The sequence below is a fragment of the Gordonia sp. KTR9 genome (assembly GCF_000143885.2).
Taxonomy (GTDB): domain Bacteria; phylum Actinomycetota; class Actinomycetes; order Mycobacteriales; family Mycobacteriaceae; genus Gordonia.
Genome location: NC_018581.1, coordinates 310,327 through 333,851, shown reverse-complemented (window position 1 = coordinate 333,851; position 23,525 = coordinate 310,327). Strand labels below are relative to the sequence as shown.

General features: G+C 67.1%; 20 protein-coding genes and 1 tRNA gene. 14 read left to right on the top strand and 7 right to left on the bottom strand.

Features of this window, described 5'->3' with window-relative positions:
- Positions 1–93 precede the first annotated feature (93 nt).
- Positions 94–1,905 carry an outer membrane protein assembly factor BamB family protein gene (locus KTR9_RS02220; RefSeq protein WP_148281137.1) on the top strand — a complete coding sequence of 604 codons (1,812 nt, stop codon included), beginning with the start codon at positions 94–96 and terminating at the stop codon, positions 1,903–1,905.
- 112 nt (positions 1,906–2,017) lie between these two features.
- Here the strand turns inward: KTR9_RS02220 and KTR9_RS02215 are convergent, their stop codons facing one another.
- Both KTR9_RS02215 and KTR9_RS02210 read right to left on the bottom strand, forming a co-directional pair.
- Positions 2,018–2,890, bottom strand: coding sequence for an exodeoxyribonuclease III (locus KTR9_RS02215; RefSeq protein WP_014925029.1), 873 nt, complete (start codon positions 2,888–2,890; stop codon positions 2,018–2,020).
- Positions 2,891–2,959: 69 nt separating this feature from the next.
- A tRNA-Ser gene (locus tag KTR9_RS02210) sits at positions 2,960–3,047 on the bottom strand.
- A 78-nt stretch (positions 3,048–3,125) separates the two neighbouring features.
- On the opposite strand from KTR9_RS02210, the gene KTR9_RS02205 reads away from it, so the two are divergent.
- Positions 3,126–4,097, top strand: a complete 972-nt coding sequence (locus KTR9_RS02205; RefSeq protein ID WP_014925028.1) for an NAD(P)H-quinone oxidoreductase — start codon at positions 3,126–3,128, stop codon at positions 4,095–4,097.
- 11 nt (positions 4,098–4,108) lie between these two features.
- On the opposite strand, the gene KTR9_RS02200 is transcribed toward KTR9_RS02205, so the two are convergent.
- Entirely contained in the window at positions 4,109–4,531 is a 423-nt protein-coding gene (locus KTR9_RS02200) for a MarR family winged helix-turn-helix transcriptional regulator (protein ID WP_014925027.1), read from the bottom strand.
- Positions 4,532–4,677: 146 nt separating this feature from the next.
- Complete coding sequence (locus KTR9_RS02195) at positions 4,678–5,874, bottom strand: cysteine desulfurase-like protein (protein WP_044505679.1); 1,197 nt, start codon at positions 5,872–5,874, stop codon at positions 4,678–4,680.
- 60 nt (positions 5,875–5,934) lie between these two features.
- On the opposite strand from KTR9_RS02195, the gene KTR9_RS02190 reads away from it, so the two are divergent.
- The 5 genes from KTR9_RS02190 (at position 5,935) to KTR9_RS02170 (ending at position 11,030) form a co-directional block, all read left to right on the top strand.
- The gene (locus KTR9_RS02190) at positions 5,935–6,498 is read left to right on the top strand and encodes a bacterial proteasome activator family protein (protein ID WP_014925025.1); all 564 of its coding nucleotides are present in this window, start codon (positions 5,935–5,937) and stop codon (positions 6,496–6,498) included.
- Between the two features lie 175 nt (positions 6,499–6,673).
- On the top strand, positions 6,674–7,537 hold the full coding sequence (wzm, locus tag KTR9_RS02185) for a galactan export ABC transporter permease subunit Wzm/RfbD (RefSeq protein WP_010843223.1): 864 nt from the start codon (positions 6,674–6,676) through the stop codon (positions 7,535–7,537).
- An 11-nt stretch (positions 7,538–7,548) separates the two neighbouring features.
- The gene (gene wzt / locus KTR9_RS02180; protein ID WP_014925024.1) at positions 7,549–8,403 is read left to right on the top strand and encodes a galactan export ABC transporter ATP-binding subunit Wzt/RfbE; all 855 of its coding nucleotides are present in this window, start codon (positions 7,549–7,551) and stop codon (positions 8,401–8,403) included.
- Positions 8,400–9,320 carry a galactofuranosyltransferase GlfT1 gene (glfT1, locus tag KTR9_RS02175; RefSeq protein WP_014925023.1) on the top strand — a complete coding sequence of 307 codons (921 nt, stop codon included), beginning with the start codon at positions 8,400–8,402 and terminating at the stop codon, positions 9,318–9,320. Before wzt ends, glfT1 begins: the two co-directional genes overlap by 4 nt.
- A 321-nt stretch (positions 9,321–9,641) precedes the next feature.
- Entirely contained in the window at positions 9,642–11,030 is a 1,389-nt protein-coding gene (locus KTR9_RS02170; RefSeq protein WP_014926849.1) for an IS1380 family transposase, read from the top strand.
- Positions 11,031–11,270: 240 nt separating this feature from the next.
- On the opposite strand, the gene KTR9_RS02165 is transcribed toward KTR9_RS02170, so the two are convergent.
- Together KTR9_RS02165 and KTR9_RS02160 are read right to left on the bottom strand one after the other, a co-directional pair.
- The gene (locus KTR9_RS02165; RefSeq protein ID WP_014925021.1) at positions 11,271–12,701 is read right to left on the bottom strand and encodes a DHA2 family efflux MFS transporter permease subunit; all 1,431 of its coding nucleotides are present in this window, start codon (positions 12,699–12,701) and stop codon (positions 11,271–11,273) included.
- A complete protein-coding gene (locus KTR9_RS02160) occupies positions 12,686–13,513 on the bottom strand; it encodes an acyl-CoA thioesterase (protein WP_044505675.1) in 828 nt (275 codons plus the stop codon). The genes KTR9_RS02165 and KTR9_RS02160 overlap by 16 nt, the downstream gene beginning before the upstream one ends.
- 53 nt (positions 13,514–13,566) lie before the next feature.
- On the opposite strand from KTR9_RS02160, the gene KTR9_RS02155 reads away from it, so the two are divergent.
- The 6 genes from KTR9_RS02155 (at position 13,567) to KTR9_RS02130 (ending at position 20,970) form a co-directional block, all read left to right on the top strand.
- Positions 13,567–14,040: a winged helix-turn-helix transcriptional regulator gene (locus tag KTR9_RS02155; protein ID WP_014925019.1), complete on the top strand. Its 474-nt coding sequence runs from the start codon at positions 13,567–13,569 to the stop codon at positions 14,038–14,040.
- Positions 14,041–14,143: 103 nt separating this feature from the next.
- The gene (locus tag KTR9_RS02150) at positions 14,144–15,022 is read left to right on the top strand and encodes a TIGR03619 family F420-dependent LLM class oxidoreductase (RefSeq protein WP_044507514.1); all 879 of its coding nucleotides are present in this window, start codon (positions 14,144–14,146) and stop codon (positions 15,020–15,022) included.
- A 151-nt stretch (positions 15,023–15,173) separates the two neighbouring features.
- Positions 15,174–16,748: an ABC transporter substrate-binding protein gene (locus KTR9_RS02145; RefSeq protein ID WP_014925017.1), complete on the top strand. Its 1,575-nt coding sequence runs from the start codon at positions 15,174–15,176 to the stop codon at positions 16,746–16,748.
- A gap of 1 nt (position 16,749) precedes the next feature.
- Positions 16,750–17,715, top strand: a complete 966-nt coding sequence (locus KTR9_RS02140) for an ABC transporter permease (protein ID WP_014925016.1) — start codon at positions 16,750–16,752, stop codon at positions 17,713–17,715.
- Positions 17,712–20,330, top strand: coding sequence for an ABC transporter ATP-binding protein/permease (locus KTR9_RS02135; RefSeq protein ID WP_014925015.1), 2,619 nt, complete (start codon positions 17,712–17,714; stop codon positions 20,328–20,330). The genes KTR9_RS02140 and KTR9_RS02135 overlap by 4 nt, the downstream gene beginning before the upstream one ends.
- A gap of 127 nt (positions 20,331–20,457) precedes the next feature.
- On the top strand, positions 20,458–20,970 hold the full coding sequence (locus tag KTR9_RS02130; RefSeq protein ID WP_083888925.1) for a GtrA family protein: 513 nt from the start codon (positions 20,458–20,460) through the stop codon (positions 20,968–20,970).
- A gap of 69 nt (positions 20,971–21,039) precedes the next feature.
- Here KTR9_RS02130 and KTR9_RS02125 read toward each other — a convergent pair whose 3' ends face one another.
- On the bottom strand, positions 21,040–21,870 hold the full coding sequence (locus tag KTR9_RS02125) for an aldo/keto reductase (RefSeq protein ID WP_010843212.1): 831 nt from the start codon (positions 21,868–21,870) through the stop codon (positions 21,040–21,042).
- A 61-nt stretch (positions 21,871–21,931) separates the two neighbouring features.
- Between KTR9_RS02125 and KTR9_RS02120 the strand changes: the two genes are divergently transcribed.
- The gene (locus KTR9_RS02120; RefSeq protein WP_044507512.1) at positions 21,932–23,521 is read left to right on the top strand and encodes a phytoene desaturase family protein; all 1,590 of its coding nucleotides are present in this window, start codon (positions 21,932–21,934) and stop codon (positions 23,519–23,521) included.
- Positions 23,522–23,525: the final 4 nt, after the last annotated feature.

Genomic DNA, 23,525 nt, shown 5'->3' with positions numbered 1-23,525 from the left:
CGACTTGGGGATGGAGACGACCCGCACGACTCTCGGTCGGATAGTGTTTCGCGACGATGTCGCGCGGTGCTGTCAGACGGGGGTCATGTGGGCGTGGACAACACAATCGGGGCTGATTCGAACGCCACGGCCGACGGACACGAATCGGCTGACCGCGCCATCCCACGGGCCGGCCCGTGGCGATCTGCGCTGATCGGCGCCCTGGTCGGCCTCGCCTTCGGCTCCGTCGGACTCGCTATCTACGGACTCCTGCTGCTTGCCTCTTACGACGTGATCGACGCCGACATCACCGACGCGACCGTGTTCATCGGGAGCATCGCGGCGGCACTCACCGTTCTCTGCGCGGTTGTCGTGGGCATTGGGCTCCGTACGTGGCAGGGCCGCGGAACCGATGGCGGGATTGTCGGTACTTTGGCTGTCCTGGCAGTGCTCGGCCTGCTCTTTGTGTACTCGCTCCCCGTGAGGTCGACGGTCGATTCGCTCCTAACCGGATCGTCAGCCCAGCCAGCTGTGATGCTGACGTTCGTCGGCTCTGTCGCGATGGCGATGGCGCTTCTTGCCGTCAGCGCACTGGGCTCGAAGCCTTTCGTGCGCAGGAACCATCGGGCTAAGAGCGGCGCGGCCGGCGGTGGCGTCGCTGTGATCGCGCTAGCTGTCGTCGGCGCTGTGATCGCGGGGTTATACGCACCCCCGTCCAGCCTCGCTGCAGCACCGGTTCCGGTCCCGGATGCCCCGACAACACTTGGAACCGGGGTCGCCTATCGCACTGATGTCGAGAGTGCAGACGACGTCGTTCCGGGCGGGGCAGGTTTCGTGGTGCGACGTGACGACGAGATCGTCGGCTATGACGGCACCGACGGCTCGATCCGCTGGCGTGTGACGCGAGAGTCGCTACCCGCTGGTTGTGGGACGAGTTTTCTAACCATCGAATCCAGCGGTATCGGACCGGTCAGTAAGATCCTCACCAACTGCCTCCAGCTCGAGGAAGCGCGACATCACATGGTCATGATCGATGCGATGACCGGCCAGGTCTTGTGGATGCGCGCCGGCCACTGGCGGGTGGTGGAGCGTTCGTTGGATTCTCCAGGAATCGTCGTTGTGAGAACCGACTTCGACGATCGAACAGACTCGTTCGCTGCACTTGACGCAGGGACCGGCGAGCTGTTGTGGGAGCGCAGCCCCGGTTGTCCGCTCTACTATGTCTCCGTCACGTCGACAAGGTCGGGCATCGTCGTCGACAATTGCACTGCTCCGTCCAACTCTGCGCCGACCACCCCCCTACGGGTGTACGACGCCCGTACGGGCGAAGAGCGGGTCATCGAACTGCCCGCTCGTGTGGGCTCCCCTCCCGGTCGCAAGGTCAAAGCCAGAGTTCTTGCTACATACTCCGACCGGCTCCTGGTTCAGACGATCGCGGACCCGCCGAGTGGGCCCTTGATCACGCAGTTGCTTTTGATTGACGTTACGGAATCCTCCGTCCAGACCGTTCCGGGCAGGGCACAAGCCGGATTGGCCGATCTGGGGAGGCGGCGGGCAGGGGAACTTGTCGAAGTCGATCAGGAATACTCCCCGGCGCGTATACACATAGTCGATCTCGGAACTGCAGAATCTCGTTGGCTCACAGGGTTTGACGGTGTACTACATCCGGACGGTGGTGGCATTCCTGCGAACGCCTGGGCGCGGGTGGGCAGCATGATGGTGACGGCGGCGTCGCGTCCGTTCTCTGCACTCGCGTTTCATGTCGCGACTTTCGACCGTGACGGTCGCGTCATGGAGTGGCCTTCACCCTGCGGGGCGGACAGTTCCGGCAACGTACTCGTTGTCCCAGGAGCGGTGTTGCTCGCCTGCCAGCGCGGGGTATCCGGTGGTTTACCCAGCCATTTCGAGCTCCTCGGGATGAGGTAGGGGCTGCCCCAACGACCTAAACGGAAGGCCGGCCCATGCCGTTTCCGCTCTTCCGTTCCGTTCCCGCTCACGCGGAGAACATGAGCGGATACGGAGATGGGAGTGAGACTTTTCAGAGGTCGGCGTACTCGACGACCAGCGGGGCGTGATCGGACAGCCGGACGTCGGGCGCCGCCTCTTTGTCGACCGCCACGACGCGCGCCCGCCGGGCCAGTGCGGGCGTGGCGAGTTGGTGGTCGATGCGCCACCCGACGTCCTTGACGAACGACTCCCCCGCCCAGCTCCACCAGGTGAGCGGCCCCGGGCGGTCGCCGTGCAGCGCGCGGACGACGTCCACCAGCCGGCGTGGACCGGTGATCTCGCCGAACCAGGCGCGTTCCTCGGGCAGGAAGCCCTCCATCTTTCGGGCCGCGCGCCAGTTGGTGACGTCGTGCTCGAGGTGCGCCACATTGAGGTCACCGAGGAGGAGGAACTCCCGGCCGGCGCGGCGAGCGGCGAGCCGGTTGCGCGCCAGCTCACGGGTGAACCCGGCCAGGAACCGTTGCTTGCGTGCGTGTTTGGCGCCCCCGTCGGGCGGTTCACGCAGCGAGCCGGGGCGCTGCAACTCGGCTGGGAGCCCGCCCTTGGGCAGATAGATGTTGGCGACGGTCAGCGGACGATCGGCCAGGTCGACCTCGATGTAGCGGCCTTCGTGAGCGAAGGCGGGCAGTCCGCGGGCCTTCGGCGGATGGGTCGGCCAGGTGCGCACCGCGGCCGGCTCGCGTCGGGTGAGCACTGCGACGCCGTTTCGTCCCGCGATGGTTCCGACGTCGATCGAGGCGTGATAGCCGTCGAAGTCGCCGACGTCGTCGATGCCACACCGGAGTTCCTGCAGTCCGACCACGTCGGGCTGCCGTCCGGCAAGCCAGGCGTCGAAGCCCCGACGACGCGCGGCCCGGATCCCGTTGACGTTGAACGACGCAACGGTGAAACCACCGGTGCCCATGTCTCCTGCCTTCCGTGGTCTCGGCGGTTCACGAAAAAGCCCCCACCCGGCGTGACAGGTGGGGGTCTCTGGCGGAAGCGGAGGGATTTGAACCCCCGGTGGTTTTACCCACGCTCGCTTTCAAGGCGAGTGCATTCGGCCGCTCTGCCACGCTTCCCTGACGAGCAAGGTTACACACCGGGCGTCGAACCGGACCTCACCTGGCACTCGCGTGCGCTGTGACACCATCGAAGAGGTGAAAGCCATCGTCGTCGAATCCGAGAACCTGTCCCTCTCCGATGTGCCCGACCCGACTCCCGCGAGCGGCGAGGTCGTGATCGATGTGGTCGCGGCCGGCGTGAACCGCGCCGACATCCTGCAGCGAGCGGGCAACTATCCCCCACCGCCCGGGGCGTCGGACACCCTCGGCCTGGAGGTCTCGGGACGGATCTCGGCGCTCGGCGACGGGGTCAGCGGCTGGTCGGAGGGCGACGAGGTGTGTGCGCTGCTCGCGGGCGGCGGTTACGCGGAGAAGGTGGCGGTTCCGGCCGAGCAGCTGCTGGCGGTGCCCAAGGGCGTCGACCTGGTGTCGGCCGCGGCACTGCCGGAGGTGGCCTGCACCGTGTCGTCGAACCTCTTCGACACCGCCCACCTGACCACCGGCGAACTCCTGCTCATCCATGGCGGCTCCAGCGGCATCGGCACCCACGCCACCCAGATCGCCCATGCGATGGGCGCACGGGTCGCGGTGACCGCCCGCACCCAGGACAAGCTCGAGCGCTGCCGCGAGTTCGGCGCCGACATCCTCATCGATTACTCGAGCCAGGACTTCGCCGAGGTTCTCAAAGACGCCGGAGGAGCCGACGTCATCCTCGACATAATCGGCGCCAAGTACTTGAAGTCGAATCTGAAGGCGCTCCGCACCGACGGGCGCCTCGTGATCATCGGCATGCAGGGCGGCACGACGACCGAGATCAACCTCGGGTATCTGCTGGCCAAGCGCCTGTCCGTGATGGGCACGACGCTGCGCGCCCGGCCCGTGCACGGCCCCGGCGGCAAGGCCGAGGTCGTGGCGTCGACGCTGACCCGGACCTGGCCGCTGATCGAAGCCGGGACCGTCGTCCCCGTCGTCGACCGCGTGTTCCCATTCGCCGACGCCGCCGCCGCGCACGACCATCTCAACAGCGGTGACGTGATCGGAAAGGTTCTGCTCAGCGTCGGGGACTGATCGGGTGCGGCTCAGTCCGATGCGGGTGGTTCCGCGACGCGGACGGCCTCCCCGATCTTGCGGAACGCGACACCGAGCGCCGTGAACTCCTCCGGTGTCAGCGCGTCGACGACGAAGCGCCGGATCACCTGGTCGCGGACGCTCACGTGGTCGGCGAGTGCGCGCCGGCCCTGATCGGTCAGCCGTACCAGTCGATGCCGACCGTCGGCCTTCGACTCGAAACGGTCGATGTGTCCGTCGTCGCTGAGGCGGCCGATCATGCGGGACACCGTGCTGATGCGCATGTGCACGGCGTCGGCGACCTCGCTGACGCCCAACTGCCGGTTGGTCCATACGGCCTCGAGGACGCGTAGGTCGGATACCGAGAGTCCCCGTTTCGCGAACTCGTCGTTGACGCGGGCGAACAGGGCCCAACCGCCGTTGACGAGATTCATCCAGGTCTCGGCCTCCGCAGTGGTGAGTGACCGGGGCGGGCCCTTTTCTGGACCATCAATCGTTTTTGCCGACACAGCATGACAACATACATTGTCGTTAACTCAAACAACACCATAGTGAATATCGCCACGGTGGCGGTGAACTCTCAGGCCAGTGATCCCAGCGTGCGCACCAGGTGATCCACCTCATACGGCGTCGAATACGGGGCGAGGCCCACCGTCACGGCACCGCCGAAGTCGGGCGCGCCCATGCGTACCAGCGCGCGGTTGGGGAGGTCGGCGAGGGCGCAGACACCGTTGTCGGCCAGGCGTCGGACCACTTTGTCGGCACCCACCGACTCGACGGTGAAGCTCGCCAGCGGAATCCGATTCTCCTCGCTGCCGACCAGATTCACATGGTTGAGCTGGGACAGCGTCGTCACCAGGTAGTAGGTGAGACGCTGGAGGTATTCGTAGACGCCGTCCATCGAGGTGACGAGGCGGCGGCGGCGCTTGCCGATCCCGGCCTCGTCCAGCCCGGCGAGATGTTCCACCGATGCGACGAGCCCCGCGAGCATCGCGCCCTGGTGGGGTTCGGGTTCGAGCCGGGCGGGTCCGCGCGCGGCCGGGTCCATCGCCATCAGCTTCAACCGCTCGATCAGGTGCGGTTCACGAAAAGCCATGGCCGCCATCCGCGGACCACCCCAGCGCTCGGCCGAGACGACCAGCACGTCGGCACCCAGGTCGTGGATGTCCAGGCTGAGATAGGGCGCCGCGTTCGTGGCGTCGACCACCAGCAGGGCTCCCGCTTCGCGGACCAGGGGCGCGATCTCGCTGATGTCGGTGATCGCGCCCGTCGTCGACGACGCGAGGGTCACCGCGACGACCTCGGTGTCGGGCGTGACGAGATCCCCGAACTGCCACGCCGGGAGCCCTCCGGTCTCGACGTCGACCTCGGCCCAGCGGACGCGGCCACCGTAACGATCCGCGGCGCGGAGCCAGGGCACGATGTTCGGTTCGTCGTCCTGTCGTGTGACGACGACGTCGCCCCGCAACCACGCGTGCGGCGCCAGCGCCTCCGCGAGGCCGGACAGCAGCGCGTATCGCGACGGCCCCAGGACCACTCCCGCGGCGTCACCGCCGACGAGGTCGGCGATCGCCCGACGTGCACCGTCGACCACCTCGGCACTCGCCCGAGCCGACGGATAGACACCACCCGGGGCAGCGGAGAGAGAACGAAAACTGGTGGTCACCGCGGTCGCGACCGAGTCGGGAATCTGCATCCCGGCCTGCGGGTCGAGGTGGATCCACCCGTCGCCGAGCGATGGAATCAATCCACGCACATAGGCGACGTCGAAAGGCATGGCCACGAGGATAGACGTCGGCGATCGGCGGTTTTGCGGTGTCCGGGCACAATGGAGCGCATGGCTATCGAAGGCACTCCAGGACCTGGCCCGACCTCAGGACCATTCGGCTCGGCCGGGGACTCCGACAACGTGATCGTCGTCGGGTCCGGCACCCACCCGCAAGGCGGTGACGACGACGCATCGGAGTCGACCAGCCTCGCCGACATGGTCGAGCAGCCGGCGAAGGTCATGCGCATCGGCACGATGATCAAGCAGCTGCTCGAGGAGGTGCGCGCCGCTCCGCTCGACGACGCGTCACGCAACCGGCTCCGGGAGATCCACGAATCGTCGATCCGGGAGCTCGAAGAAGGTCTCGCCCCGGAACTACGCGAAGAACTCGAACGGCTGGCACTGCCCTTCTCCGACGACGCGACCCCGTCGGACGCGGAACTGCGGATCGCCCAGGCGCAGCTCGTCGGCTGGCTGGAGGGCCTGTTCCACGGCATCCAGACCGCGCTGTTCGCCCAGCAGATGGCCGCGCGCGCTCAGCTCGAGCAGATGCGCCAGGGTGCGCTCCCGCCCGGGATGCCGGCCGCGGGCGGCGGACCGGGCCACTCCCCGGGACCCGGGCAGTACCTCTGAGATCGGCGGGCGGGGGCGGTGGCTTCGACACGGCTCCTCGCTCCGCTCGTCACCTGCTCAGCCAGCGGGAGCAGGCACGGCTCCTCGCTCCGCTCGTTACCTGCTCAACCAGCAGAGGGTCACCTGCTCAACCAGCGGGGAGCAACGGATGTGCGGACGGGTACGCTGACTCCTCGTGTCAGCGGTAGTAGACGACGACGCGATCCCCGCGCGTCCACAGGGTTCCGATTCGCGCAGCTTCGCGCGCGCGGTCAAGGACCTCCGCGACGGGTTCGCAAGCCGCGAGCTCTGGTTCCATCTCGGCTGGCAGGACATCAAGCAGCGTTACCGCCGTTCGGTGCTGGGACCGCTGTGGATCGTCATCGCGACCGGTGTGACCGCCATCGCGATGGGCCTGCTGTACGGCGAACTGTTCGGCATGGACATCACCGTGTTCCTGCCGTACGTGGCACTCGGTTTCATCTTCTGGAACTTCATCCAGAGTTCGATCCTCGAGGGCTCGGAGGTCTTCTCGAAGAACGAGGGCCTGATCAAACAGCTCCCGGCCCCGGTGAGCGTGCACGTCTACCGGGTGGTGTGGCGAGCGCTGATCATCTTCGCGCACAACGTCGTCATCATCGTCATCCTGTTCCTGATCTTCCCGCCGCCGCTCAACTGGACCGTGTCGCTGATCATCCCGGCCCTCGCGCTGTACGTGCTCAACTCGGTCTGGGTGACGATCGTCTTCGGGATCCTGTCGACCCGGTTCCGCGACATCGGCCAGCTCCTCACCACTGCGGTGCAGCTGGTGTTCTTCATGACACCGATCATCTGGACGACGCAGAGCCTCGGCAACGCGACCGGCGAGGCGTCGTCGAGGCTGAAGCTCGTCGAGCTGAATCCGATGTTCCACTATCTGGAGATCGCGCGCGGGCCGCTGCTGGGCGAGCCGGTGGAGTTCTACCACTGGGCCGTCGTCTTGGGCTGCACCGCCGTGGGCTGGGTGCTGGCCATGCTGGTGTTGCGCAACTACCGGGCCCGCGTGGCCTACTGGGTGTAGGGACGGATTCGATGGCCAGAAACAACGATTTCGGCGACGAGCGGGTCCGTGTGGACACGTGGGACGCGTGCGTGGACTTCCCGATCTTCGACGCCAAGACGCGTTCGCTCAAGAAGTCGGTGATCGGCGCGGCGGGCGGCGTGATCGGCTCCACGGAGTCGAACGTGGTGGTCGTCGAGGCCCTCAAGGACATCAACCTGCATCTCAAACACGGCGACCGTGTCGGCTTGGTCGGCCACAACGGCGCCGGCAAGTCGACGCTGCTGCGCCTGCTGTCGGGCATCTACGAGCCCACCCGCGGCGCCTGTCGTGTGCGCGGCCGCGTCGCGCCGGTCTTCGACCTCGGCATCGGCATGGACCCGGAGATCTCCGGCTACGAGAACATCATCATCCGCGGCATGTTCCTGGGCATGACCCGCAAGGAGATGCTCAAGAAGATCGACGACATCGCGGAGTTCACCGAGCTCGGCGACTATCTGCAGATGCCGTTGCGCACCTACTCCACCGGCATGCGCGTGCGCATCGCACTCGGCGTGGTGACCTCCATCGATCCCGAGATCCTCATCCTCGACGAGGGCATCGGCGCCGTCGACGCCGACTTCATGCGCAAGGCACGCGGCCGTCTCCAGGCACTCGTCGAACGGTCCGGAATCCTGGTCTTCGCCAGCCATTCCAACGAATTCCTGGCTCAGCTGTGCGACCGCGCCCTGTGGATCGACCACGGCCAGATCCGCATGGAAGGCGGGATCGAAGAGGTCGTCGGCGCATATGAGGGTCCCGACGCCGCCGCGCACGTCCGCAGGGTGATCGCCGACCTCGAGAAGTCCGATCGTCGAGACACGAACACCGCTGGACCGGCCGAGTGAGCGACGGCAGCGGCGCTCCCACGGTGATCGCGGTGGTGGTCACCCACCGTCGCGTCGAGCTGCTGGCCGAGTCGCTGGCCGTCGTCGCCGGCCAGGACCGGCCCGTCGATCACCTGGTCGTCGTCGACAACGCGAACGAACCCGAGGTCGCCGCACTCGTTGCCGCACAACCTGTTCCGACGACCTACCTCGGCTCACAGCGCAACCTCGGCGGCGCCGGCGGTTTCGCCCTGGGCATGCTGCACGCACTCGCCCTCGGTGCCGACTGGGTCTGGTGCGCCGACGACGACGGACGCCCCGACGGTCCGACGGTGCTCTCGACGCTGCTCGACTGCGCCGCACGGCACGATCTCGACGAGGTGTCCCCCGTCGTCGCCAACCTCGACGACCCGGACACCCTCGCCTTCCCGCTACGACGTGGACTCGTGTGGAGGCGGAAGCGGTCGGAGCTCTTCACCGACGGCGAGACCCAAGACGATGACTTGCTGCCCGGCATCGCGTCGCTGTTCAACGGTGCGCTGTTCTCCGCACATTGCCTCGAACAGGTGGGTGTGCCGGACCTGCGACTGTTCTTCCGCGGCGACGAGGTCGAGGTGCACCGCCGCCTGGTGCGGTCCGGCGTGAAGTTCGGTACGTGCCTGCGCGCCGGCTACCTCCACCCGGACGGATCGGCGGAGTTCCGGCCGATCCTGGGCGGGCGCATGCACACGCAGTACCCCGACAACGCGACCAAACGCTTCTTCACCTACCGCAACCGCGGCTACCTGATGAGCCAGCCCGGACTCCGTAGACTGCTGCCCCAGGAGTACGCCCGGTTCGGCTGGTTCTTCCTTGTGCAGCAACGTGATCCGAAGGCCTTCGCCGAGTGGGTACGCCTCCGCGGTCTCGGACGCCGGGAGCGGTTCACGCGTCCCTGAGCAAAGCTCCCCTGGCCCCTGAGAGGTGCGATGCGAGCAGACCCCTCCTGCCCCCTGAGGTGCGATGCGAGCAGACCTCCCCTGCCCCCTGAGGTGCGATGCGAGCAGACCTCCCCTGCCCCCTGAGGTGCGAGCGAAGCGAGCCTCGAAGGGCTCGGAACCTGCGTCACCAGGCCCTTCGAGGCTCGTCGCTATCGCTCCTCGCACCTCAGCCTGGATCCGTGGATGTGTTTAGGGTGTCGATGACAAGAAAATGCCCTTTGAACTGGGATGATTGGTGGTGTTGAGACAACAAAACAACCCAGTCAAAAGGCACTTTCAGTGAAAGTATCGCATAGGTTCACTACCGAGTCCGCTGTCTTCGATGACGACAACCTGGTGTCGCATGCCGGGCTAGTACCGGTGATGCGACTGGCCCACTCGACGGGGTTGGCCTCCCAGCTGGCCGAGCGAGTCGATTTGGGCACCACCCAAGTCGCCTCAGCCGGGGCCAACCTCGACGCGAAGCTGTTGACCGTGATCGCCGGATTCTGTTGCGGCGCCGACAGTATCGACGACCTCAACCTCGTCCGCGCCGGTGGGCACACCCGCCTGTTCGACCGCGTGTACGCCCCGGCCACGATCGGACAGACCCTGCGCGAGTTCACCACCGGTCATGTCCGACAACTCAACGCCGTGATGACCCGGACCTTACCGGCGATGTGCGCGCGGGCAGGGTTGTTACCCACCGACGGCGCCCGAGTGTTTGTCGATATCGACTCGCTGCTGCGCCCGGTCTACGGCTATCAGAAACAGGGCGGCTCCTACGGCCACGCCAAGATCGCCGGACGTGAACTCCTCCGCCGGGGCCTGTCACCACTGATCGCCACCGTCTGCGCGCCCGGTCATCCACCTGTGATCGCCAACGCGTGGCTGCGCGCAGGGCGCGCCGCCTCCGGTGCCGGGGCAGCAAAAATGATCGCCGAAACCATCACCACCGCACGCCGCGCCGGAGCCGCCGGCGAGATCACGGTACGCGGGGATTCGGCCTACGGCTCGGCCGAGGTGATGGCGACCTGCGAGCGTGCAGGAGCCACGTTCTCGCTGGTCCTGCGGACCAACACCGCTATCACCCGCGCGATCACGGCCATCAAAGACGATGCCTGGACACCGGTGCACTATCCCGGCGCGGTCACCGACCCCGACACCGGCGAACTGATCTCCGATGCCGAAGTCGCCGAAACCACCTACACCGTGAAACCCCAGTCGCCTCACCCGATCACCGCCCGACTCATCGTGCGCCGCGTCAAAGCCCACCACCCCGCCAACACCGACACCCTGATGCCCGCCTGGCGGTACCACGCATTCTTCACCAACACCACCGACGACACCGTCACCGCCGACATCAACCACCGAGGCCACGCCATCATCGAGACCGTGTTCGCCGACCTCATCGACGGACCGCTGGCACATCTACCCTCCGGAGTGTTCGGTGCCAACGCAGCCTGGCTGGCCCTGGCCGCCATCAGTCACAACCTCCTGCGCGCCCTCGCCGCGCTCAGCGCAGCACCGGCACTGCGCGCCGCACGCGGGGCGACGCTGCGCCGAACACTCATCGCCGTGCCCGCCCGACTGGCCCGACCAGCACGAACACCCGTCCTGCACCTACCCCGCCACTGGCCAGCACAACACGCCTTCACCGCGTTGTGGACCGCAATAAACACCACCTGACACACACACTCCACACTGCCCAACCACGACCAGGAACCCCAGTGAAAAAGCTGACACAAGGTCAGCGAATACCCGACGCCCACACCACAACCAGACACTCAGCCATCACCAACCACACCCCCCGGATAACCATCCACGGATCCAGGCTCATGAAGCAGAGGTGGGCCCTTCTTTCGGATCAAGGAGCAGAGATGGGCCCCTTCTTTCGGATCACGGAGCAGTGGGGTCGGTTCTTTCGGATCATGGGGCGGTGGGTTGATGTCGCGGGGTCATGCCCAGCGCCGAGATCGCGCCCACCACAGCGGTTCCGGTCAGGACCCACCACGCGGTCACGAAGGCATCGTGCACGTCGTCGTAGACGACCGAGGTACCGATGATCGCGACCAAGAGGCTGACGCCGAGTGACATACCGATCTGGCGGCTCATGTTGACCACTGCGCTGCCGGTTGCCGCCTGATCGGCAGGCAGGTCGGCGGTCGCCGAGGACAGAATGGACGGCAGCGCGAATCCCACTCCGACACCGCCGATCAGCCAGCCGGGCAGGAACTCGGTGGCGAAATCCGGAGTGGCGTCGACCGACAATGCGACGAGTGCGATCCCGATCGCGAAGAGCGCGCACCCGATCGCGACCAGGACCCCCACAGAGATCCGCGAGCTGAGCCGATGGGACACCGCCGCGAAGATCGGCACCATGAGCGGTCCGGTCGACACCGCCAGACCTGTCTCGATCGGCGAGAAGCCCCAGACCTGTTGCAGCCAGAGGATGTTGGCGAGGAGGGCGCCGGCGAACGGGATCGAGAACAGCACCATCGTCACGTTCGCCATCGAGAACGCACGGACGCGCAGCAGGGCGGGTGAGATCACAGGTTCGGAATGGTGTGCCGAACTGACGACGAAACCGGCCAACGACACCGCCGCAACTACCCAGGCCCCCGTGATACGGATGTCCGTCCATCCCCATTCACTGCCCTGCACGAGTCCCAGGGTGAGGGCGCCCACGGCGATCACCAGCAGCGCCGCGCCGAGCGCGTCGGGGAAGCCACTCGCGGATTCGTTCCGTGAGCGGGACAGGACCAGTGCGCCTGCGATCAGCGCAGCGACGCCCACCGGGATGTTCACCAGGAAGACCCAGCGCCACGACGCCTCGACGAGCAACCCACCCACTGCCGGACCGAAGGCAGCCGCGAGCGCCCCCGTCGCCGCCCAGATGCGAACCGACCGGGCACGACGCTCCGGCGGAATGGTCGAGACCACCAGGCCCAGGCTGGCCGGGGTGAGTATCGCCGCCCCGAGGGCCTGGACCGCACGAAACGCGACGAGCCACCAGACCCCCTGCGCCGCAGCGCATGCGGCACTGGCCGCGGTGAAGATCGCGAGTCCGAGGAGGAAGCCGCCCTTGCGGCCATAGCGATCGACGATCCGCCCGGCCGGAACCAGCAGCGCCGCATACAGAATGGCGTAGGCGTTGAGAATCCACGACATCTGGGACAGGGTCGCGTCGGGGAAATCCGCACCGATGTCGTCGAAGGCGACGTTCACGATGAAGACGTCGAGGCTGGCCATGAATGCGGCCCCGGACAGGATGAGCAGGACGACGCCGGGACGAGCGAGACCGGTGCCCGGAGCCTGCGTATTCGATGCTTCGGGCGCGACGGTCATCGGGCCGGCCATCCGATGACACGTCGGCTCTGGCGTGCGGACGCCAGGAGCCGGCCGCCGCGGTCGCGCAGGGTGGTGTCGTCGACCGACCACCCGCCGGAGGTCGAGGTGTTTCGCGTATGGACGAGCACCGGCGCCGGCGTGGGATCGTCCAACGGTGCGGTCACGTGCATGGAGAAGGCGACCGTCGGAAGTGCCAGTGGTGCGGTGAGAGTCGGGAACACCGCGGGCGGCAGGCAGTCGGCCAAGAGCGCGAGGTATGCCGCATCGACGGCCATCGGCGTCCGCGTGGTGATCCAGGCGCGCATCCACGCTTCGCTCGCGCCGGTGAGAGGCAGCGGACCGTCGACCGGCCGCAGGTCCAGTTGCGCACCCATCGGGACTATCTCCGGCGGAATCATGAAGGCGTCCAATCCTTCCGGACCGGGGACGCCCGAGATCCGGTCGATGACGTCCGCGGACCCCGATTCTCCGACACGCCCCGCGGTGATCGCCGCCGTCGCGATCTCGACACCGGCCTGCGTGACCTCGACGTCGACGACCCGTGTGTGTCGACCCACCTCCCGAACCGACGGGGTCAGGATCAGCTCCCCGCCGTCGGGTTTGCCCACGAATCGCAGATCCAGCGCACGCACCGACCCTTCCGGCGCCGCCTCGGCGCCGACCCGCACGGCCAGGGCGGCGATGGCGCCGCCGTGCGGACCCGACCATCCCCACCAGGTCGGATCGATGGTCGCCGACCATCGGCCGTCCCCGGTCGGGCTCGCGCCGAAGCTGTCCGACAAACCGTCGTCGGCCGCGTCCTGCCTGCTGAGTTGCTTCACGCAACTCATGCAAGCAGGTTGAGTTGCATCACGCAACCCACTACGCTCGACTCATGCGCCGCGCCTCGTTCGCCGACATGAACTGCTCGATCGCCCAGACGCTGGAGATCGTCGGCGAATGGTGGACGTTGCTCATCGTCCGGGACGCGATGTTCGGCGTGACGCGGTTCGATGAGTTCTCGTCACGGCTCGGCATCGCACGCAACGTGCTGGCCCAGCGGCTCGACACGCTCGTGGAGCACGGCGTCCTGACGAAGGTGCCGTACCAGGACAATCCGGTGCGCCACGACTACCGCCTCACCGACAAGGGGCGGGACCTGTGGACGGTTCTGGCCGCGCTGCGTCAGTGGGGCGACAAATGGACCGCGACGGACGGCGCCCCGGTGGTCTCGACGCACTCGTGCGGACACACGATGACCGTCGAGCCCACGTGCTCGGGGTGTGGGGAGCTGATCGCGGTCGGCGAACTGCGCGTTCACCCCGGCCCCGGCGCAACTGCAACGAATCCGGTGGCAGCACTCCGGTAAGGCGCCCCCGAGGCTCCTGCCTGCGACAACGCGGAACCTTCCGTTCCGCAATTAGAACGTGTTCTACTGTGATGGGAGTTCCACTGCCGTCCCGAGGAGCATGATGCGGTTCACCTTCGCCGAGGCCATGACCGACCCGTCGTACTACGCGCCGCTCGCGCAGGCCGCCGAGGCGGCCGGGTATGCCGGCTTCACCATTCCCGATTCGCTGGCGTATCCGGAGGAGTCGGACGCGACGTACCCGTACACCCCGGACGGCAATCGCGAGTTCCTGGACGGGAAAGCGTTCATCGAGACGTTCATCCAGGCGGCGGCGCTCGGCGCGGTCACCTCGACCATCCGCTTCACCCCCTTCGTGGTGAAACTCCCGGTCCGCCCGCCGGCGCTGGTCGCCAAGCAGGCAAGCTCAGTGGCCTATCTGACGAACAACCGGTTCGCGATGGGTGTCGGCACGAGCCCCTGGCCCGAGGACTACGACTTCATGGGCGTGGACTTCAAGCGTCGCGGTAAGCGGATGGACGAGTGCATGGACATCATCCGCGGACTCACCACCGGCGAGTACTTCGAGTTCCACGGCGAGTTCTACGACATCCCGAAAATCAAGATGACCCCCGCACCCACCGAACCCATCCCGCTGCTGGTGGGCGGGCACGCCGACGCCGCGCTGCGTCGTGCGGTCATCCGCGGCGACGGGTGGATGCACGGCGGCGGCCCGCCCGAGGAACTCGAGACGCTGCTGGACCGGATCGAGGAGATCCGCAAGGCCGAGGGAAAGACGAACGATCCATTCGAGATTCACGTGATCTCGATGGACGCCTATACCGTCGATGGTTGTAAGCGCCTGGAAGACAAGGGGATCACCGACGTGATCGTCGGATTCCGGTTGCCGTACGTCATGGGCGAGGACACCGAGCCGCTGCAGACCAAGATCGACCATCTGAACTGGTACGCGGAGAACGTGATCGCCAAGGTCAACGGCTGAGATAGGGGTCCGCCCACCGCACCCGGAGCAACGCACCGGCCCGACGCCCCACCGCGTCCGCTGTTGCACGACCCCTCACCCTGCGGCAGACTGCACGGACGGACAAGTGCGCAAACCCCGGTGAGTGAACACCTCGGGCGGGAGGACAGCGATGACCGATTCGGCCGACGGGTCGATGTCGTCGTCGCTGAGCAGGCGAGGATTCTTCCGCGTCGCCGGAGTCGCCGGAACCGCCTTCCTCGGCGCGTCGGCACTGGCGGCGTGCGGTGGTGGATCGTCGGACACCGCCAACACCATCAAGGCGGCCATCGCCGGGGAACCCGACCAGCTCGATCCGCAGAAGTCGAGCTCCTACTTCACCTTCGAAGTACTCGAGAACGTCTTCGACACGCTCGTCGAACCCGACGATCAGCTGCAGATGCGCCCAGCCCTGGCGGAGAGCTGGGAGATCAGCGCCGACGGCCGGCAATGGGATTTCACGCTGCGCAACGGGGTCACGTTCCACAACGGCGACCCGCTCACCGCGGCCGACGTCGAATACTCGTTTCGTCGGATCATCGACGAAGAGCTGTCCAACGCATACAAACTCGAGGCCATCGAGTCGATCACCGCACTCGACGAACACCGGGTCAGATTCACCGTCAACGCACCGACGCCCAACCTCCTCACCAGCATCGGCGGGTTCAAGGGGTTGGCCATCGTCAACCGGCGCAACGTCGAATCGGGTGAGATAGCCACCAAACCCGTGGGGACAGGTCCGTTCTCCTTCGTCTCGCGGTCGCCCGGTGCGTCCATCGTGCTCGCGTCCAATCCCGATTACTGGGGTGGCGCGCCCGCCGTCGACGGAGTCCACTTCAGCTTCATCTCGCAGGGCACCACCGCGGTGTCGGCACTGAGATCCGGCGAAATCGACTGGACCGACGCCATTCCCGCACAGCAGCTGAGCATCCTGCGCCGCGACGACACACTCGACGTCGGCACCGTGGTCGCCAACGACTACTGGTACGTCACGATGAACTTCGACGCCACGCCGTTCGCGGACACCCGGGTGCGCCAAGCGGTTGCGTACGCCATCGACCGGAAGTCGATCGCCCAGGTCGTCGGATACGGCACCGCGACGCCCAACGAGCTGGCGATCCCGTCGACGAGTCCCTGGTTCGCCCCCTACGACCGCTACACCGCAGGACTCGACCGCGACGCGGCTGTCGCGAAATCCAAGGAACTGCTCAGGCAGGCCGGCATCCGTGGGCTCGACATGCGACTGATGGTGACCACCGAGTACCCCGAGACGGTGACGGCGGCGCAGGTGATCGCGTCGAACCTCGGTGACGTCGGGATCGACGTGGCGATCGAACAACTGGACTTCGGGGCGTGGCTCGACCGCCAGGCGGCCGGCGACTTCGACGCCTTGCTGCTCGGCTGGCTCGGCAACATCGACCCGGAGGACTTCTATTACGCCCAGCACCATTCCGAGGGCACCTCGAACGCGCAGAAGTACTCGAACCCCAGGGTCGACGCGCTCTTGGACAGCGGCCGCACCGAACTCGACGTCGAGGCCCGCAAGAGGATCTATGCCGACGCCGCGAGCATCATCGCCGACGACGTGAGCTACCTGTACCTCTACAACCCCTCGTCGACGCAGGCCTTCGTGAAACAGCTCCAGGGATACGTCGTCCGCTCCGACAAGGCCATCCGGTTCCGCGACGCCCGGCTGGAGAGGAGCTGAGATGACCGCACTGCACTCGCCGCTGCTGCGCTTCATCCTCGTGCGGTTGCTCTACACGGTCGCCGTGCTGCTCGGCGTGATCGTCGCGGTGTTCTTCCTGATGCAGATCGTCCCGGGCGATCCCGTGCGGATCGCGCTGGGCACCCGCTACACGCCGGAATCCTATGAGGCCCTTCGCAACGCCTCGGGTCTGGACCAACCGCTCGCGACCCAGCTCGTCGACTACGTCGGAAGCGCCTTCACCGGCGACCTGGGAGTCAGTTTCCGAAACAGCGAGCCGGTGACCACCATGTTGTTCGACCGGCTGCCGGCCACCATCACGCTGGCGTCCGCCGCCATCGTCGTCGCGCTGCTCATCGCACTGCCACTCGGTTTCGTGGCCGCGTTGCGCGAAGGACGCCTCGCCGACAACGTGATTCGGGTCGTGAGCCAGTTCGGCATCTCCGTCCCGGACTTCTGGATGGGCATCCTGCTGATCGGCCTCTTCTCCACCGCGCTCGGCTGGTTGCCGTCGGCCGGATACCAACCCTTCGCCGACGACCCGCTCGGCTGGCTGGAACACCTGGTGCTGCCGGCGATCACGGTCGGGGTGGTCACCGGGGCGATCATGACCCGGTACGTGCGGTCGTCGGTGCTCGACGTGGTGAACGCACCGTTCGTGACAACCGCGAAGTCGAAGGGGTTGAGCACCAAGCGGGTTCTGCTCGATCACGTCGGCCGCAACGCGCTCGTGCCGGTGCTGACGATCTCCGGTATCCAGTTCGCGGGTCTACTCGGCGGTGTCATCGTCGTCGAGGTCGTGTTCGCCTGGCCCGGACTGGGTCTGCTGGTCTACGACTCGGTCGCCGCCCGCGACTACCCGGTGCTGCAGGGCGCGATCCTGCTCATCGCGGTGATCTTCCTGGTCGTCAACCTCGTCGTCGACATCCTCTATGCCGTCATCGATCCCAGGATTCGACTGTCATGACCCTCACCGCACCCGACCCTCCCGAGCCCGGCGCCGGCACCACCGCCGAGCCGAGCGGTGGCGCGTCGACCGATTCGGCGTGGCGATTGCTGCTGCGCAACCGCACGTCGGTGATCGGGTTGATCATCATCGCGGTCGTTCTCGTGTGCGCGGTGTTCGGTCCGCTCATCGCGCCCTACGGCGCCAACGAGATCGACGTCCCGAACGCGCTGCAGGCACCCAGCTGGTCGCACCTTTTCGGCACCGACGACCTGGGTCGCGACGTCTTCTCGCGAGTGGTGCTCGCCGCATCCGTGAGCATGCGCGTCGCCGTCATCGCGGTGGCGATCTCGCTCACCGTGGGCGTGATCATGGGGATGGTCGCGGGATTCGCCGGCGGGGTGCTCGACACCGCGCTGATGCGGATCGTCGACGTGGTTTTCTCGTTCCCGGTGCTGCTGCTCGCGCTCGCGATCGTGGCGATCCTGGGGCCGGGAGTGACCTCGGCCATGATCGCGATCGGCGTCGTGTACATCCCGATCTTCGCGAGGGTGGCGCGTGCCGACACCCTGCGGGTCCGGCAGACCCAGTACGTCCAGGCGTCACGAACCATGGGCGTGCGGACGCCGGCCATCCTGACGCGCCATGTGCTCCCGAACATCTCGGGTCCGGTGATCGTCCAGACGTCGATCTCCCTCGGGTTCGCGATCCTGTCGGAGGCGGCACTGTCGTTCCTCGGTCTGGGCGTGCAACCACCGGATCCGTCGTGGGGCCGGATGCTCTTCGACGCACAGGGGTTCATCACCACCGCCTGGTGGATGGGCGTCTTCCCCGGTCTCGCGATCCTGGTGACGGTCTTCGCGTTCAACCTCATCGGCGACGGCGTCCGCGATGTGCTCGACCCGCGCCAGCGCACGCTGCTGCGCAACCGGGGGTACGAGCGCAGGTCGCCCACGGCGACAACACCGTCGGCCGGGATACGCGTCGACTCCGACGGCTCGGTACTGCGGGTGGAAGACCTCGTCGTCGGTGTCGGTCCGCGAGAGATCGTGCACGGCATCAGCTTTTCCGTCGCACCGGGCGAGACGCTCGGGATCGTCGGGGAGAGCGGGTCGGGCAAGTCGCTCAGCGTGTTGTCGGCCACCGGACTGTTCGACGCGCCGAGCGCCTACGTCCGCGGATCGGCGGTCCTCGGAGACACCGAGATCGTCGGCGCCACACCAGCGAAACTTCGGGCTCTGCACGGTTCGCGCGTCGGTTTCGTCTTCCAGGACCCGTCGTCGAGCCTCAATCCCCTGCTCACAGTCGAGCAGCAGCTGACCGAGGGGCCGCGTCGGCATCTCGGGCTCACACGGGGCGAGGCACGCGAACGCGCCCTGACGCTGCTGCGCGATGTGAACCTGCCCGACCCCGAAAGCCGGTTGCGCGCTTACCCCCATCAGTTGTCCGGCGGCCAGCGACAGCGCGTCATGATCGCGATCGCACTGGCCTGCGATCCCGAACTGCTCATCGCCGATGAGGCCACCACCGCACTCGACGTGACCACGCAGGCACAGATCATCGACCTCGTCGCGAAGCTGCAGCGCGAGCGCGGGATGGCGGTCGTGTGGATCAGTCACGATCTCGGCGTGATCGGGCGGATCGCCGACCGTGTGATGGTCCTGCGTTCGGGGCGGATCGTCGAGAGCAGCGACGTCACCACACTCTTCGACGACCCGCAGGACGACTACAGCCGCACGCTGCTGGACTCCCGCCCCCTGTTGAGCAAGGTGTCCGAGCGCCGCGGAGCCCCGGCGCTCGCCAAGCGCATCGACGACGACCCGCTGCTCCGTGTCACCGGGCTCGGCGTCGACTATGTGGTCCGCGGCCCCTCGGGACGCCACGTCGTGCACGCCGTCGACGGGGTGGACCTGCAGGTCTCCCGGGGCCGCACGCTCGGCATCGTCGGCGAATCGGGTTCGGGCAAGTCGACGATCGCGGGAGTCATCACCGGACTCATCACCGCCGGCCAGGGCACGACGGTGCGGGGCAGCGTGACGGTCGCTGTCGACGGCCGCGACGTGGAGGCCGTCGGAGTCGGCGGCGGCGACGAAGCCCTGCTCCGACGCCGGGTCGCGATGGTCTTCCAGGACCCGGCCGCCTCACTCGATCCCCGGATGACGGTCGCCGCGTCGATCGCGGAGCCGCTCCGGACGCACGGCCTCGCCGACGGCCGGGACGGAACGCGGAGTCGTGCCGAGGAGTTGCTCGCCGACGTCAGCCTCGACGCGTCGTTCCTCGACCGCTATCCCCACGAGATGTCCGGCGGCCAGCGGCAGCGTGTGAGTATCGCCCGTGCGTTGGCCTCCGACCCCGAGGTGCTGATCCTCGACGAGTCGACGGCGTCGCTCGACGTATCGGTGCAGGCCAGCGTGCTCGACCTGCTCGCCGAGCTCCAGCGTCAGAAGGGGCTGACCTACCTGTTCATCGCCCACGATCTCGCCGTCGTGGAGCAGATCAGCGACACCGTCGCGGTGATGCAGAACGGGAAGGTCGTCGAAACCGGACCGGCGTCGGAGATCCTGCACGACCCGGCGACCGACTACACGCGCAAGCTGCTCGCGGCCATCCCGCCGGAGGTCCCGCAGCGGGCGTGACCCGTCGACCGTGCGTCCGATTCCGTCGACTGGGCGTCGGATTCCGTCGACTGGGCGTCTCGAGCTCGCGTCCGGCTCCCCTCGCGCCCGTCGGCGCTCCGCGAACGTCGTCGGCTAGGGTGTCAGCGTGTCTCGACCCGACCCTGGTGACCACGTCCGCGATGACGACGAACCGAGCCACGACGACTTCGCCACGCGGCATGCGCCGATGCCGATCGAGCTGCCCTTCGACGACGAAGAGGCGTCGACGAACGTCGGCCTGAAGACCCAGCTCGTGCGCTTCGTCATCACCGGCGGGTTCTCCGGGCTCCTGGACTTCGGGCTGACGATCCTCTTGCAGTACGGCCTGGACATGCCGTTCTGGCCGGCCAAGTCCGCGGGTTTCATCCTCGGCACCACCGTCGCGTACCTGCTGAACCGTCGATGGACGTTCAGGGCCGAACCGAGCATGGCGAGGTTCGTGTCGGTCATCGCGCTCTATCTGGTGACCTACTTCGTCAACGTCGGCATCTACACCGCCCTGTCGCATGCGTGGCAGGAGACGCTGCTCTACAGCTTCGCGGCCTACGTCATCGCACAGGGCACCGCGACGGTCATCAACTTCGTCGTCCAGCGGATGGTCATCTTCAAGATTCGCTGACCTGGGAGCGCCCAGTCGACGAAAAACCATGCACGGTCGACGGGGAACGACGCCCGGTCGACGAGCGGGTCAGAACTCCTCGTCGACGTCGGAGTCGCGCGCGGCATGCTCGCCGCGATCGAGGGTGGCGAGTTCGGCCAGGTCGGCCGGGTCGAGAGCGAAATCGAAGAGGTCGGCGTTCTCGACCTGCCGGCCGGTGTGCGATGACTTCGGGACGACGCTGATGCCGTTCTGCACCGACCATCGAAGCGCGATCTGGGTAGGCGACTTGCCGTACTTGCGGGCGATCCGGAGGATGACCGGATCGGCGAGCAGCCCTTCCTTGCGGCCGGTCGGATGCCAGGCCTGGGCGTGAATGCCCTTGTCGGCCATGAACTCCCGAAGCTCGGTTCGCGCCAGGGCGGGTGAGCACTGGATCTGGTTGAGGACCGGCCACCGTCCCGTCTCGTCGAAGAGCATCTGCAGGTGATGCTCCTTGAAGTTCGACACCCCCGGGGTGCGGACATAGCCCTCGTCGGCGAGCGTCAGCAGCGCCTTCCACGAATCGACGGTGCGTCCGAGGCTCGGGCAGGGCCAGTGGATGAGGTAGACGTCGATGTGCGCGACACCCAGGCGCCGTGCGCTCTCCTTCGCGGCGTTGATCGCCTCGTCGAAGCCCTGATCGCCGCCCCCGAGCTTGGTCTGCACCACGATCTCCTCGCGGGGGACACCGGTTCCGTGCAGGCCCATCCCCACGCTCAGCTCGTTGCTGTACCTGGGCGCGGTGTCGACGAGCCGGTACCCGGACTTGATCGCCGACCCGACGGCAGTGACACCCGGGCGGCCGAGCATGTTGTAGGTGCCGAGCCCCACCAGGGGGATCGAGGTTCCGTTGCTGAGCTCGACCGAGGGGATGTCCACCGAATCAGGATATGTCGACAACCACGTCCTGCGTCGTCTGTCGATCTGGAACCCTGGTCGGATGGGCACCGAAGACTCGTCGTACGACGACATCGTGGTCGGCGCCGGTCACAACGGGTTGACCGCGGCGGCGTATCTCGCCCGGGCCGGACGCCGCGTGCTGGTCGTGGAGAAGGCCGACCACGTCGGCGGCGCCACCGTGTCCGCGACGCCGTTCGCCGGTCTTCCCGCGCGGTTGTCGCGGTATTCGTACCTGGTCTCGCTGATGCCGCGCGAGATCATCGCCGACCTCGACCTCGACATCTCGCTCATCCGCCGGCGCTACTCGTCGTACACCCCGTTGCCGTCCGACCCGGCGCGCGCGATCCTGGTCGACAACCTCGACGACGCCGCGACGGCCGCGTCGTTCCGGCAGGTGACCGGCTCCGACATCGGCTTCACCGCATGGCAGTCGTTCTACCGCAGGCTCGGCGTGATCGCCGACCGCGTGTTCCCGACCATGATCCAGCCGCTGCGCACCGCCGCCGAGATGCACGACCTCGTCGTCGGCCCAGACGGGTTCGCCACCGACACCTCGACCGCCGAACTGTGGGAGGCGCTCACCACGCTGCCGCTCGGCACGCTCCTGCGCCAGTACTTCGACGACGACCTGGTCCGCGGGATCGCCGCCACCGACGGACTCATCGGCACCTTTGCCGACCTCGAGGATCCGACCCTGCGGCAGAACATCTGCTTCCTGTACCACATCATCGGCGGCGGATCCGGGGACTGGGACGTCCCGGTCGGCGGGATGGGCGCGGTGTCCGGCGCTCTCTATCAGGCCGCTTCCTCGGCAGGCGCCGACATCGTGACGGGAGTCGAGATCACGGGCGTCGATCCCGGAGACGGCACCGTCGAGACGACCGGCGGCACCTTCCGCGGCTCGATGCTCTACGCGGCGTGCGCGCCACAGGTGTTCAACACCTTCCTCGACGGGACGCCGATCCCCTGCGAGCCCGAGGTGCGCGGATCGCAGCTCAAGATCAACCTCCTGCTCGACCGGTTACCACGACTCCGCGACGGGTCGGTCCCGCCGGCGGCGGCGTTCGCCGGGACCTTCCACATCAACCAGACCGCCTCGCAACTGCACGATGCGTGGCGGCAGGCCGATCGCGGTGAAGTGCCCGCTCTCCCACCGTGCGAGATCTACTGTCACACTCTCACCGACCCGTCGATCCTCGGTCCGGAGCTCGCGGGCAAACACACGCTCACACTGTTCGGCCTGCACATGCCGCCCGAGGTGTTCGACGAACCCGGAGCCGTCGAGCACGCCGTCGGCGCAACCTTCGCTTCTCTCAATTCTGTACTGGGCGAACCGATTCAATCTGTCATCGCCCACGATCTGAACGGCCGGCCGTGCATCGAGGCGAAGACGCCGCAGGACCTGGAGGAGGCCGTCGGACTACCCGGCGGGCACATCTTCCACCGGCCGTTGCAGTGGCCGTGGGCCGAGACGGCGTCGGAGGTCGGCCGCTGGGCCGTGGAGACACCTCATCCGCGAGTGCTGTTGTGCGGCGCGGGCGCTCGTCGCGGCGGCGGGGTCAGCGGCATCCCGGGACGCAATGCCGCTGCCGCGGTCCTGGGTGCGGACGCACTCGGATGGCCCGAGTAAGCGA